10 protein-coding genes and 1 riboswitch are annotated in these 12,997 nt (G+C 72.0%); of the genes, 3 read left to right on the top strand and 7 right to left on the bottom strand.

Going from position 1 to position 12,997, the window contains the following annotated elements; genetic code table 11:
• The first annotated feature begins 261 nt into the window (after positions 1 to 261).
• The 3 genes from DQ392_RS05790 (at position 262) to def (ending at position 3,776) form a co-directional block, all read left to right on the top strand.
• A complete protein-coding gene (locus DQ392_RS05790; RefSeq protein ID WP_114014392.1) occupies positions 262 to 1,806 on the top strand; it encodes an HD-GYP domain-containing protein in 1,545 nt (514 codons plus the stop codon).
• Positions 1,807 to 2,033: 227 nt separating this feature from the next.
• Positions 2,034 to 3,038: a tetratricopeptide repeat protein gene (locus tag DQ392_RS05785; protein ID WP_114014391.1), complete on the top strand. Its 1,005-nt coding sequence runs from the start codon at positions 2,034 to 2,036 to the stop codon at positions 3,036 to 3,038.
• A gap of 93 nt (positions 3,039 to 3,131) precedes the next feature.
• A complete protein-coding gene (def, locus tag DQ392_RS05780; RefSeq protein WP_114014390.1) occupies positions 3,132 to 3,776 on the top strand; it encodes a peptide deformylase in 645 nt (214 codons plus the stop codon).
• An 81-nt stretch (positions 3,777 to 3,857) separates the two neighbouring features.
• On the opposite strand, the gene DQ392_RS05775 is transcribed toward def, so the two are convergent.
• The 7 genes from DQ392_RS05775 to DQ392_RS05745 form a co-directional block, all read right to left on the bottom strand.
• Complete coding sequence (locus DQ392_RS05775) at positions 3,858 to 4,883, bottom strand: ribonucleotide-diphosphate reductase subunit beta (protein WP_114014389.1); 1,026 nt, start codon at positions 4,881 to 4,883, stop codon at positions 3,858 to 3,860.
• Positions 4,883 to 7,354 carry a ribonucleoside-diphosphate reductase subunit alpha gene (locus DQ392_RS05770; RefSeq protein ID WP_114014388.1) on the bottom strand — a complete coding sequence of 824 codons (2,472 nt, stop codon included), beginning with the start codon at positions 7,352 to 7,354 and terminating at the stop codon, positions 4,883 to 4,885. Before DQ392_RS05770 ends, DQ392_RS05775 begins: the two co-directional genes overlap by 1 nt.
• A 109-nt stretch (positions 7,355 to 7,463) precedes the next feature.
• A riboswitch (cobalamin riboswitch) is annotated at positions 7,464 to 7,600 on the bottom strand.
• 63 nt (positions 7,601 to 7,663) lie between these two features.
• Entirely contained in the window at positions 7,664 to 8,242 is a 579-nt protein-coding gene (locus DQ392_RS05765; RefSeq protein WP_114014540.1) for a GNAT family N-acetyltransferase, read from the bottom strand.
• 161 nt (positions 8,243 to 8,403) lie between these two features.
• A complete protein-coding gene (gene mctP, locus DQ392_RS05760; protein WP_245981207.1) occupies positions 8,404 to 10,107 on the bottom strand; it encodes a monocarboxylate uptake permease MctP in 1,704 nt (567 codons plus the stop codon).
• On the bottom strand, positions 10,104 to 10,409 hold the full coding sequence (locus DQ392_RS05755) for a DUF3311 domain-containing protein (protein WP_114014387.1): 306 nt from the start codon (positions 10,407 to 10,409) through the stop codon (positions 10,104 to 10,106). Before DQ392_RS05755 ends, mctP begins: the two co-directional genes overlap by 4 nt.
• A 112-nt stretch (positions 10,410 to 10,521) precedes the next feature.
• Positions 10,522 to 10,722, bottom strand: coding sequence for a YbdD/YjiX family protein (locus tag DQ392_RS05750; protein WP_114014386.1), 201 nt, complete (start codon positions 10,720 to 10,722; stop codon positions 10,522 to 10,524).
• Complete coding sequence (locus DQ392_RS05745; RefSeq protein WP_181856287.1) at positions 10,719 to 12,920, bottom strand: carbon starvation CstA family protein; 2,202 nt, start codon at positions 12,918 to 12,920, stop codon at positions 10,719 to 10,721. The genes DQ392_RS05750 and DQ392_RS05745 overlap by 4 nt, the downstream gene beginning before the upstream one ends.
• Positions 12,921 to 12,997 lie beyond the last annotated feature (77 nt).

Here is a 12,997-nt window from a genome sequence, read left to right as displayed (position 1 = left end):
TGGTCGCCGCGCTCGCCCGTGCGCTGCGCCGCCACGGCTGGCCGTACGCCGAGCCCGTGGCCGGGCGTGAGGACTCCGCTACTGTCCTGCCCGCGCCCCGTCGGCGGGCGAGGCGGTCTCCGCCGTACCGGCGGGCGGCGTCGCGGCGCGAGCCGTGCCGGAGGCCACCGCGACGGAGACCGGCCTGCGGCGGGGACCCGTCGCGCGGGACGGGCGCGGTGTGGCCGTATGACGAGGCGCCCCGGCCCGCGGGCCGCTCGTGTGCGGACCGTAACGGACCGGCGCCTGGCCGCCGGGATCGTGGCCTGGGCGTACGCGGCGGCCGCGGCGTTGGCCGTCTCGGCGCTGTGCGTCACCCTGTGGCACGGTGCGGCGCGGCCGGGTACCGCCGTGGCCTTCGGACTGGTCGTCGCCGTGGGCGAGTTGGCCCGGGTGCGGCTGCCCCGGGCGGAGGTCCGCGGGGGCGCCGGACGGAGCACAGGGCTGGTCTGCGGTGCGGGCGCGCTCGGTTACGCGCTGCTGGGCGCGGTGCAGGAGGCGCCGCTTTGGCAGTGGGTGGCGCAGGCGGTCACCGTGGCCCTGGTGGGCTCCCTCGTCGGATCGGTGCCGCACGTGGCGCTGGGGCAGGCCCCGTCGCCCCGGGCCGCAGGGCGCCTCACGCTCGGTGTGGCCTTCGCCGCGACCTGCTGCCAACCCCTCTCCCCCGGGGGCGTGTTCGCGCCCGCCGTCAGGCCCGGGGCGCTGTTCACGCTGTGCTTGCTGCTCCTCGCCCTCCTCGCCGGATGCGTCGACGCCTTCCTCGCCGCCGCCACGGCCGTCACCGCCATGCCCGCGCCGAGAGGCATCGCCACCACCGCGCCGAGGAGCGCCTCCGGCGCCGCCGCGCCGACGGGTCCCTTTGCCGACCCCGCCATGACCACGTCGCCGACCGCCCCCGCCACCACCGCGCCGACGACTGCCCCTGCCCGTCCCGGCACGACCACGCTGACGGCCGCCCCTCCCGCCCGGGGCGGCACAGCCGCGGTGGACGGAACCCGGCCGTACGGGCCGCTGCCGCGCGCCCAGTTGCGCGCTCGACTGCGCGCCCGGCTGGTGACCGTTCCCGCCGTCGCCGCGACTGCGGTGCTCCTCGCCCTGGCCGTCGCGTCGGCGGGCCTGTGGGCGCTGCCGGTGTGCTGTGCGCCGCTGCTGCTCACCCAGGTCGTCCTGCGCCGCCGTGCCCCCGTACGGGCGACCCGGCGGCGTACTCCGGCCGCCCTGGCGAGGGCGCCGGAGGTCGCCGGGTGCACTCCCCGCGGCCGCGCGCGCAGGGTCGCCGACCTGAGTCGCGCCGTGGGACGGGAGCTGGGCCTGTCCGGAGGGCAACTCACCGCTGTGGAGTACGCGGCCCTCATCCACGACGTGGGGCAACTCTCCCTGTCCGATCCGGTACCCCGCGGTGCCAGGGCCGGACAGTCCGCGGGCGGCAGCCGGGGCATCGCCCTGGCCTGCGGCGCCGTGGTCCGCCAGGCCGGGGTCGGCGGGCGGGTGGCCACCGCGGTGGAGGCCCGGGCGGACCCGTACCGCGAACAGTCCCTGACGGCACGCGTCGTGCGTACCGTCAACGCCTACGAGGACCTCATGACGGCGTACGGCGGCCACACCGGCGCCGCCCAGGGCGGGGGCGGGGCGGCGGACGGCCCGGCAGCGGCCGCGGGGCCCCGCGAGCGGGCGCTGCGGACGCTGCGCGGCGCCACCGCGCGTGACCACGAACCACGCGTCGTGGAGGCCCTGTCACGCGTCGTGTCCCGCTCACCGGACGTCTGACGCACGGGTAATGAGCGGGCACCCGAGCGGGCATGGTTGGATGCGAAGGGGGAACCGCGACAGGCGTGGAAGCGCGCGCCGGGCGTGCGGTGTCGAGGCCCCCGACGACAGGTGGCGGCAGGCGCGCGACCGGGCGGCAGCCGGGCCGCGGGACAGGCGGAACGAGAACGGCGGGAAACGGCGGGTAGCGAAAAACGGCGGGAACGGCGGGAAACGGCGGGAACACTGTGAGGATCTTCGGCAAGGTGCGGCACCGTCCCTCCGCCTCGTGGCGGCAGGCGACGGACCGCGCGTTCACGCTCATCGGCGACGGCCGGTACGAGGACGCGGGTGCCCTGCTCACCCGCGCCGCCGACCTGGAGCCGTGGCTCTCGGAGTCCTGGTTCAACCTGGCGCTGCTGCACAAGTTCCGGCACGACTGGGAGCAGGCCAGGACGGCGGGGCTGCGCGCCGTCGCGCTGCTCGACCGGGAGGCCGGTGCGCCCGACTGGTGGAACGTCGGCATCGCGGCCACCGCCCTGCAGGACTGGCCGCTGGCCCGCCGCGCCTGGCAGGCGTACGGGCTGGACGTGCCGGGCCAGGGCCCGAGCGGCGCAGGCGCGATCGACGAGCCCTCCGGCATGCGGCTGGGCAGCGCGGCCGTGCGGCTCTCGCCCGAGGGCGAGGCCGAGGTCGTGTGGGGCCGCCGTATCGACCCGGCGAGGCTGGAGGTGCAGAGCATCCCGCTGCCCTCGTCCGGGCGCCGCTGGGGCGAGGTCGTCCTGCACGACGGCGTTCCGCACGGTGAGCGCTCCACCGCTGCCGGCCCCTCCTACCCCGTCTTCGACGAGATCGAGCTGTGGGCGCCCTCGCCCGTACCCACTTGGGTGGTGCTGCTGGAGGCCGCCACGGAGAGCGACCGTGACGCGCTGGAGCGGCTGGCGGCCGACGCGGGCTTCGCCGCCGAGGACTGGTCGTCCTCGGTGCGGCTGCTGTGCCGCGCCTGCTCGGAGAGCGCGATGCCGGCCGACGAGGGTGACGGCACGGCGCACCTCGATCCGCACGACCACAGCTCACCCGGGCACCCGGGGCCGCTGGGCCACATGACGCAGGGCGGCCCAGGCGAGCTGTGGGTGCCCGAGCGGGAGTGCGGCCTCGCCGCCCCCGCGGCTTTGGTGCGCGGCCTGCTGGACGGCTGGGTGGCGGACAGCCCCGACACCCGCGAATGGCGGGATCTCGAGGAGGTCTGCTGAGCGCCTGCCGACCGCCCCGTACCCTGGGGGCGAGCATTCGCGGTGCTCACCGGATCTCAGTCCCCGCAGGGTCGCAGGAAGGCGTACGACGGCATGGCGCAGCAGCAGGAAACCAGGGCCGGGTCGGCCGATGTGGCCGAGGGCGGGTTCGTCGACGACGTGACGGACGCGGCCGCCCGGGAGGAGGCCCACACCGCGCGCGGCACCGCCCGTCCCCTCACGGTGGTGGGTAACCCCGTGCTGCACCGGGAGTGCGCGCAGGTGACCGAGTTCGGCGACGACCTCGCCGCGCTCGTCGACGACATGTTCGCCAGCCAGCGCGCCGCGGAGGGCGTGGGGATCGCCGCCAACCAGATCGGCGTCGACGCGAAGGTCTTCGTCTACGACTGCTACGACGACGAGGGTGTACGCCACGTCGGGGTGGTGTGCAATCCGGTGCTCGACGAGCTGCCGGCCGAGCGGCGCGTCCTGGACGACGGCAACGAGGGCTGCCTCTCCGTTCCCGGCGCCTACCACCCGCTCGCCCGCCCCGACTACGCCGTCGTGCGCGGCCAGGACGCGCAGGGCAGGTCGATCACCGTGGAGGGCACGGGCTACTTCGCGCGCTGCCTCCAGCACGAGACCGACCACCTGCACGGGTACCTGTACATCGACCGGCTCTCCAAGCGTGAGCGCAAGGACGTGCTGCGGCAGATGGCCGAGAGCACTCCGCGCTACGAGACGGTCCCGAACGCGTAGCCGGGTACCGGGTGGGGCCTGGGCCACCTGGCCCCACCCGGCGACTGTGGGTGCGCTCCCGGTCTTTGGGAAGCGGGCCTCTCAGAAGTCGTCGTCGAGGGAGACGGATCCCTCCACGGCGACCTGGTAGGCGGAGGCCCGCCGCTCGAAGAAGTTGGTGAGCTCCTGGACGTTCTGAAGTTCCATGAACGAGAACGGGTTGGTGGCGCCGTAGCGTTCGGTGAAGCCGAGGCGGCGCAGCCGCTGGTCGGCGACGGCCTGGAGGTACTCGCGCATGGAGGCGGTGTTCATGCCGGGCAGCCCCTCCCCGCACAGGTCCCGCGCGAACTGGAGCTCTGCCTCGACGGCCTCGTCCAGCATGGCCACCACCTGCTTCTCCAGCGCGTCGTCGAAGAGCTCGGGCTCCTCCTGGCGCACGGTGTCCACGACGTCGAAGGCGAAGGACATGTGCATCGACTCGTCGCGGAAGACCCAGTTGGTGCCGGTGGCCAGTCCGTGCAGCAGGCCGCGGGAGCGGAACCAGTAGACGTAGGCGAACGCGCCGTAGAAGAAGAGCCCTTCGATGCAGGCGGCGAAGCAGATCAGGTTGAGCAGGAAGCGGCGCCGCTCGTCCTGCGAGGACAGCTGGTCGATGTTCTCGACGCTGTCCATCCACCGGAAGCAGAACTCGGCCTTCTCGCGGATGGAGGGGATGTTCTCCACGGCGGCGAACGCCTGGACGCGTTCGTCGTGGTCGGGCAGGTAGGTGTCGAGCAGCGTCAGGTAGAACTGGACGTGGACGGCCTCCTCGAACAGCTGCCGGGAGAGGTAGAGCCGCGCCTCGGGCGAGTTGATGTGCTTGTAGAGGGTGAGCACGAGGTTGTTGGCGACGATGGAGTCGCCGGTCGCGAAGAACGCCACCAGGCGGCTGATCATGTGCTGTTCGCCGGGCGAGAGTTTGGCCAGGTCGGCGACGTCGGAGTGCAGGTCGACCTCTTCGACGGTCCAGGTGTTCTTGATGGCGTCGCGGTACCGCTCGTAGAAGTGCGGGTAGCGCATGGGGCGCAGCGTCAGCTCGAAGCCCGGGTCGAGCAGGCGGGGTGTGGTGTCGGCGGCTGATGTCGTCATTACTGGCAGGCCTCGCAGGACTCGGGGTTTTCCAGGGAGCAGGCGACGGCTTCGTCGGCTGCGGCGGGGGTGGGCGCGGGCACGGGGACGGTGGTGGTCCCGGCTGCCTGCGCGATGCGGGTCGCCGGGCGCGACCGCAGGTAGTACGTGGTCTTGATGCCGCTCTTCCACGCGTACGCGTACATGGAGCTGAGCTTTCCGATGGTGGGGGAGGACAGGAACAGGTTCAGTGACTGGCTCTGGTCCAGGTAGGGCGTGCGGGCGGCGGCCATGTCGATGAGGGCGCGCTGCGGGATCTCCCACGCGGTGCGGTAGAGCGCGCGCACGGGCGCGGGCACCCAGTCGAGGTCCTGGACGGAGCCGTTCGCCTGGCGCAGTGCCTCGCGGGCGCGCGCGTCCCACAGCCCGTGCCGCTTGAGCTCCTGAACCAGGTAGGCGTTCACCTGGAGGAACTCTCCGCTGAGCGTCTCGCGTTTGAAGAGGTTGGAGACCTGCGGCTCGATGCACTCGTAGACGCCGGCGATGGAGGCGATGGTCGCGGTCGGCGCGATGGCCAGCAGCAGGGAGTTGCGCATCCCGGTGCGGGCGAGGCGTGTGCGCAGGGCGCTCCACCGCTCGGGCCAGGCGTGGCCCTCGCGCGCGTGGGGGTAGTGGTCGGGGTGGAGGGTGCCGCGCGCGGTGCGGGTCAGTTCCCAGTCGGGCAGCGGCCCGTGGCGCTCGGCCAGTTCGGCGGAGGTCTCGTAGGCGGCGAGCATGATGCGCTCGGCGATCCTGGTGGACAGCTCGCGCGCTTCCGGCGAGTCGAACGGCAGCCCGAGCCGGAAGAAGACGTCCTGGAGCCCCATCACGCCCAGGCCCACGGGCCGCCAGCGGGAGTTGGACCCCGACGCCTGCTCGGTCGGGTAGTAGTTGATGTCCACGACGCGGTCGAGGAAGGTGACCGCCGTACGGACGGTGGCGTCCAGCCGCTCCCAGTCCATCCGGGCGTCGTCGCCCAGGTGCGCGGCGAGGTTGACGGAACCCAGGTTGCACACGGCGGTCTGGTCGTCGTCGGTGACTTCCAGGATCTCCGTGCACAGGTTCGAGGAGTGCACGACGCGGCCCGGGGTGCCGGTCTGGTTGGCGGTGCGGTTGGAGGTGTCCTTGAAGGTCATCCAGCCGTTGCCGGTCTGCGCGAGGGTGCGCATCATCGCGCCGTACAGCTGCCGTGCGGGCAGCCGCTTCAGGGCGCGCCCATCGGCCTCCGCCGCGCGGTAGGCGGCCTCGAAGTCGGCGCCCCACAGGTCGGTCAGCTCGGGCACGTCGGAGGGGGAGAAGAGCGACCAGTCCTCGTCCGCCTCGACGCGGCGCATGAACTCGTCGGGGATCCAGTGCGCCAGGTTGAGGTTGTGGGTGCGGCGCGCGTCCTCACCGGTGTTGTCGCGCAGCTCGAGGAACTCCTCGATGTCCGCGTGCCAGGTCTCCAGGTAGACGCACGCGGCACCCTTGCGCCGGCCGCCCTGGTTGACCGCGGCGACCGAGGCGTCGAGGGTCCGCAGGAACGGCACGATGCCGTTCGAGTGCCCGTTGGTGCCGCGGATCAGCGCGCCCCGCGAGCGGATGCGGGAGAAGGGCAGGCCGATGCCGCCCGCGTGCTTGGAGAGCCTGGCCACCTGGTGGTAGCGCTCGTAGAGCGAGTCCAGTTCGTCCTTGGGGGAGTCCAGCAGGTAGCAGGAGGACATCTGGGGGTGGCGGGTGCCGGAGTTGAAGAGCGTGGGGGAGGAGGGCAGGTAGGCGAGGGAGGACAGCAGCCGGTAGAAGGTACCGGCCTCGGCGAGTGCTGCGGCCGTCTCGTTCGCCGCCAGCCCGCAGGCCACCCGCAGGAAGAAGTGCTGCGGGGTCTCGATCGCGCGCCGGGTGGTGGGGTGGCGCAGCAGGTAGCGGGAGTGGACGGTGCGCAGCCCGAAGTAGCCGAACCGGTCGTCGGCGCCGTCCGTGATCGCCTCGTCGACCAGCGCGTCGAGGTGTGCGGCGTGCGCCGCGACGAAGGCGTGCGTCCGGTCCGCGATCAGTCCCTGGGCGTGCCCGAGCGCGACCGAGGCGGAGAAGGAGGTGATGCCCTCGGCCGCCGCCTCGTCGCGGATGGCGTGCGTGAGCAGCCGGGCGGCCAGCCGCGAGTACGACGGCTCCTCGCCGATGAGGCCGGCGGCGGCTTCGATGGCCAGGTCCCGCAGGTCGGCGGCGGTCGCGGAGGGGGCGCGCCCGCGCAGCGCCGCGGCGAGCACGGGGGCGGGGTCGGCGTCGGCCAGGTCCGCGGTCAGGGCGGTGAGGGCGTCGCCCAGAGCGGCGGCGGGGCCGTCGAGCGTGCCGGGTACGGGAGCGGATCCGTCCTGCCCGGTGGGCCCGCCGGCGGGCCGCTCCCGGCCGGGCTGCTGCTCCTGGCTGGGCTGCTGCTCCTGGCTGGGTGACGGGGCGGTGGGGGCGATGGTCACGCGGTGCTCTCCCTCGCTGCTCGTGCTCGCGGCAGGGCGGGGCGCGGGGAGCGCGCAGGCATTCGGGCATGCCGCACTCCGTCCGCCGGCCCAGTCCACGAGACCCGGACGTTCGATGCCGCCGCCGGCAGGTGATCGGACTCGCGGGCAGCGCTGAGCTGCTCCGCACACCGTTGCGGGACAGTCCCGGACTCGCACCGGGTTCCCCTGCGTCAGTGGCGACGGCCGTGAGGGAGCATACATGTTGTGGCCGCTTGGGTGTGACCCCCCATATCTTGTGTCGCGTTCAGTGTGGGCGGGGGACGGTGGTCACAGCGTCAGGCCGTACGTCCACAGGCTCATTCCCTCGATCGGGTACCAGTCCCGCTCGGGTGTCCTGGTGAAGCCGAGCCGCTCGTAGAGCCGGTGCGCCGCGGCCATGCGCGGGTGGGTGGACAGCACCAGCCCGCGCAGGCCCAGCGCGCGTGCCCGCTCCGCGCACGCGGTCACCAGCGCCTCGCCCACCCCGCGGCCCCGCGCGCTCTCAGCCACGGCGAGCATCCGGAACTCGCCCTCGTCCTCGCCCGCCCGCTCCGCGTAGGGGCCCTGGGCCCCGACGAAGGTGACCGAACCCACCAGTGTGCCCGCGCCGTCCTCGGCCACCAGGAGTTCGGCGTGGGCGGCGCGGCCCGCCGCGTCGCGCAGGGTCGTCAGATACGGGTCCTCCTCGCCGAAGTCCAGCAGCCCCCCGTCTAGGTAGGCCCGTGCGACCAACTCCCCGATCCGCGCGTACTCCTCGGGCCGCGCCGTCCTGACCGCGGCGCAGGACGGTCCTCTCGCGCTGCCGGCCGGGCCGCTCGGCCCGGTTGCCCCGGTCGCGGCGCCGGCTGTGCTCGTCGTGAAGTCCATGGCCGCCATCATGCGCCGACGCGCCGACACCCGTCCCGGAAATTACCCGGGACGGGTGTCGGTCGATGTGTGCCGGCCGACGTCGCCGGTCGACGACGGGCGGGCCGGCTGTGCGGGCCGGCGGTGTCGCTCGGCGGCGGCGTACGCCGGTGCCGTGGGCCTCAGTTGGCCGCGCCGGCCTCCACCCTGGGGTCCTCGCCCTTCCCGTCGTCGGTGCGGCCCTGATCGGTGCGGCCCGCGCCGGAGTCGTGCGCCGCGCCGCCGGCGGCCTGCGCGGCGCCGTCACCGGCCTCGGGGGCGTCGGCCGTGTAGTCCTCGGGGCGGGTCTCGTCGACGCCGTCCGGGGCGCGCAGCGCGCGCAGTACGACCGTTCCGACGACGGTCACGGCCACGTTCAGCACGAATGCCGTCACACCGATGTAGCCGGTCTCCCCGATGCCGGGGATCACGTCGTTGCTGCCGCCGAAGTGCTGCTGCGTCGGGCTGGCGACGCCGTATGCCGCCAGTGTGCCGTAGACCATACCGACGGCCCAGCCGGCCAGCAGCGCCCAGCGGTGGAACCAGCGGGTGAACAGGCCGCCGACCAGCGCGGGGAAGGTTTGCAGAATCCAGATGCCGCCCAGCAGCTGGAAGTTGATGGCCACGGTCTTGTCCATGCCGAGGACGAAGACGAGGGCGCCGACCTTCACCAGCAGGGAGACCAGCTTGGAGACCTTGGTCTCCTGCTCGGCGGTCGCGTCCGGCTTGAGGAAGTCCTTGTAGATGTTGCGGGTGAACAGGTTGGCCGCCGCGATGGACATGATGGCGGCGGGCACCAGCGCGCCGATACCGATGGCGGCGAAGGCGACACCGGTGAACCAGTCGGGGAACATGTCCTCGAAAAGCTGCGGAATGGCCAGCTGTCCGTTGTCCACCTTGGTGCCCGCGGCGATCGCCATGAAGCCGAGCAGCGCGAGGAAACCGAGCATCAGCGAGTACAGCGGCAGAATCGTGGTGTTGCGCCGGATCACGTTGCGGTTCTTGCCGGAAAGCGTCGCGGTGATCGAGTGCGGATACATGAACAGCGCGAGCGCGGAGCCGATGGCGAGCGTGGCGTACGCCCACTGGGCCTTCTCGCCGCTGGCCAGTTCCCCGCGCGGCTTTCCGGTCGCCGGATTCTCCTGTGCCAGCGCGTCACCCGCCTTGGCGAAGATGTCGTCGAAGCCGCCGAGTTTGATGGGGATGTAGATGATGGCGACGGCGATGACGATATAGATGAGCGCGTCTTTGACGAAGGCGATGAGCGCCGGGGCGCGCAGCCCGGAAGAGTAGGTGTAGGCGGCCAGTACCCCGAAGGCGATGAGCAGCGGCAGGTCCTTGACGAACCAGTTGGTGGATTCCGAACCGCCGACGCCCATCACGTCCAGTACCGCCTGGATGCCCACCAACTGGAGCGCGATGTAGGGCATCGTCGCCAGGATGCCGGTCAGTGCGACGGCGAGCGAGAGCCCCTTGGAGCCGAACCTGCCGCGGACGAAGTCGGAGGTCGTGACGTATCCGTGCCGGTGCGAGACGGACCACAGGCGGGGCAGGAAGGTGAAGATCAGCGGATAGACGAGAATGGTGTACGGCACCGCGAAGAATCCGGAGGCGCCGGCCGCGTAGATCGCCGCGGGAACGGCGACGAACGTGTAGGCGGTGTAGAGGTCACCGCCCAGCAGGAACCAGGTGATCCAGGTGCCGAAACTGCGTCCGCCCAGGCCCCATTCGTCGAGGCTGTTCTCGTTCGCGGCCTTGCGCCAGCGGGCGGCGCGGAATCCCATCACCGTGACGAGTACGAAGAAGAAGATGAAGACGGCCAGTGCGACGCCGTTGACGTCCTTCATCGGGCCTCACCGCTTTCCGCGGCTGCGTCGGCGACGGTGTCGGAGGCGGTGGCCCGGCGCGCCCCGGCCTGTTCCCGCCGCACGATGCGGTAGGCGACCATCGTGAGCACCGCGGATATCAGCACCCACAGCATCTGGTACCAGTAGAAGAACGGAACACCGATGAGGGTCGGCTCGATGCGCGCGTAGGAGTCGACCCACAGAATGCCGACGAAGGGCGCGAAAAGGCACAGGCCCGCAACGACGCGTGCGGGGGTGAGGGCCGGGCGTCTCTTCCCGGCCTCCTGTGGTGGTGCGGACATGCGGCGGGCTCCGTCCTCGCTCAGAGATCATGCAATGTGCACGAAACCTAGGCGAGCCCTCGGCCCACGTCACGGCCCGTCCGTATAGCGGACATGACACCGTGCGCCGGGCTCAGCAGCAGCGGAACCCCTCGCGCGGATCGCCCTCGCGCGCGTCCGTGCGCCACCGCTCGAACTCCCTGCGGCTGGGCACGGACGCCTGGGGGCCCTGGTGGTCCCGCACGTGCGCGACATACCGCTCGTAGGCGCTCTCGTCGGTCAACTCGCGCACGTACCAGCGCACCCACGAGGCGGCCCGGACCACGGCCCTCATCGCGCCTCCCCGCCGCTCTCGCCACCGCCCCGCGTGCCCTCGGCGGGTCCCGCGGCGGCCAGCGCGGCCCGCTCGGCCTTCTCCTCCTTGGTGGGGAACAGCCCGGCCGGCTCGACCAGCCGCGACTTCTCGTACGGTGCCTCGTGCATCGTCGCGCTGTGCGGGTGGCGGACCGCCTTCAGGCAGGTGCGGGCCGCGTCCACGAGTACGACGACGACGAGGATCGCGAACAGCGCCGAGAGCACCCCGTCCACGGTGGAGTTGGTGACGACGGTATGCATGTCGTCCATGTTCTTGGCGGGTGCGATGACCTTGCCCGCCTCGATGGCGTCCTGGTAGTCGGAGCGCTGCTGGAAGAAGCCGACCTTCGGGTCGCTGGAGAAGACCTTCTGCCAGCTCGCCGTCAGCGTCACCACCGCGTCCCACACCAGCGGCACGGCCGTGACCCACGCCCACTTCAGCCGGCCCGACTTGACCAGCAGCGTCGTGCAGACCGCCAGCGCGACGGCGGCCAGCAGCTGGTTGGCGATGCCGAAGAGCGGGAAGAGCTGGTTGATCCCGCCCAGCGGCTCGTGGACGCCGACCCACAGGAAGTAGCCCCACAGCCCGACGATGACCGCGCTGGAGAGCAGCAGCCCGGGCCACCAGCTGATCCGCCGGAACGGCTTGTAGAGGTTGCCGAGCATGTCCTGGAGCATGAACCGGCCCACACGGGTGCCGGCGTCCAGCGCGGTGAGGATGAACAGCGCCTCGAACATGATCGCGAAGTGGTACCAGAAAGCACGCATGCCGGATCCGCCGACGACCTCGGAGAAGATGTCCGAGACGCCGATGGCCAGCGTAGGGGCCCCGCCCGTGCGCGAGAGCAGCGAACTCTCCTCCACCGCCTTGGCCGCGGCGGCCAGTTGCTCGGGGCTGATGCTGTACCCGAACGAGCGAACCGCCTCCGAGGCGGACTGCACCGAGTCACCGATCACCCCGGCGGGCGCGTTCATCGCGAAGTAGAGGCCCGGGTCGATGATGCAGGCGGCGACCATCGCCATGACCGCCACGAACGACTCCATCAGCATGGAGCCGTACCCGATCATTTTGACCTGGGTCTCCTTCTGGATCATCTTCGGCGTGGTGCCCGAGGAGATCAGCGCGTGGAACCCGGACAGCGCGCCGCAGGCGATCGTGATGAACACGAAGGGGAACAGCGACCCGGCGAAGACGGGCCCGTCGCCCACGCCGGCGAAGTCGGTGATGCCCTCCATCTTCAGCGTCGGGAGCGTCACCACGACACCGACGGCCAGCAGCCCGATGGTGCCGATCTTCATGAACGTCGACAGGTAGTCGCGCGGTGCCAGCAGCATCCACACCGGCAGGATGGAGGCGACGAAGCTGTAGACCAGGATCCAGATGACCAGCGTCGGCTTGTCCAGGGTGAAGGCGCCCGCCCACGACGACTCGGCGACCCACCGCCCCGCCACCAGCGCGAACAGCAGCAGCGCGATGCCGATCAGCGAGACCTCGGTGATCCGGCCCGGCCGCAGCACCCGCAGGTAGAAGCCCATGAACAGCGCGATCGGGATCGTCATCCCGATCGAGAAGGTGCCCCAGGGCGACTCGGCCAGCGCGTTGACGACGACCAGCGCCAGCACCGCCAACAGAATGATCATGATGGCGAGGACGGCGAGCAGGGCGGCTGCACCGCCGACGGGGCCGATCTCCTCGCGCGCCATCTGCCCCAGCGACTTGCCGTCCCGCCGCATCGAGAAGAACAGCGTCACCATGTCCTGCACGGCGCCCGCCAGGATGACGCCCGCGACGATCCAGATGGTGCCGGGCAGGTATCCCATCTGCGCCGCCAGCACCGGTCCGACCAGCGGCCCGGCCCCGGCGATCGCCGCGAAGTGGTGCCCCAGCAGCACCCGCCGGTCCGTGGGGTGGAAGTCGATGCCGTTGTTCAGGCGCTCGGCGGGCGTGGCCCGGCTCTTGTCGACGCGCAGCACCCGGGTGGCGATGAAGCGCGCGTAGAACCGGTAGCCGATGGCGTACGAGCCGAGCGCTGCGGCCACCATCCAGGCGGCAGACACCTCCTCGCCGCGCGCCAGCGCGAGCACCGCCCATCCCGCCGCGCCGACCAGCGCGACCACGGACCAGATGACGACGGACCGCGGGTTGATCCGCCCCGCTTGCTGAGCAGTGCTGCGCACGCGCGTTCCTCCTCGACCCCACCCGCCGGCCACCCGGGGCGGCGGGCACACCACGACGGCAGGGCGACCGTAGAACA

This window comes from Streptomyces reniochalinae, from assembly GCF_003323735.1.
Lineage (GTDB): Bacteria > Actinomycetota > Actinomycetes > Streptomycetales > Streptomycetaceae > Streptomyces > Streptomyces reniochalinae.
The sequence above is the reverse complement of the archived record's forward strand: the minus strand, read 5'-3'. Positions and strand labels throughout refer to the sequence as shown.

Bases quoted from the DNA above. Each gene is read 5' to 3' on its own strand.
- DQ392_RS05775 (WP_114014389.1), bottom strand. From the start codon at position 4,883: ATGACGACATCAGCCGCCGACACCACACCCCGCCTGCTCGACCCGGGC.
- DQ392_RS05765 (WP_114014540.1), bottom strand. From the start codon at position 8,242: ATGGACTTCACGACGAGCACAGCCGGCGCCGCGACCGGGGCAACCGGG.
- mctP (WP_245981207.1), bottom strand. From the start codon at position 10,107: ATGAAGGACGTCAACGGCGTCGCACTGGCCGTCTTCATCTTCTTCTTC.
- DQ392_RS05750 (WP_114014386.1), bottom strand. From the start codon at position 10,722: ATGAGGGCCGTGGTCCGGGCCGCCTCGTGGGTGCGCTGGTACGTGCGC.
- def (WP_114014390.1), top strand. From the start codon at position 3,132: ATGGCGCAGCAGCAGGAAACCAGGGCCGGGTCGGCCGATGTGGCCGAG.
- DQ392_RS05755 (WP_114014387.1), bottom strand. From the start codon at position 10,409: ATGTCCGCACCACCACAGGAGGCCGGGAAGAGACGCCCGGCCCTCACC.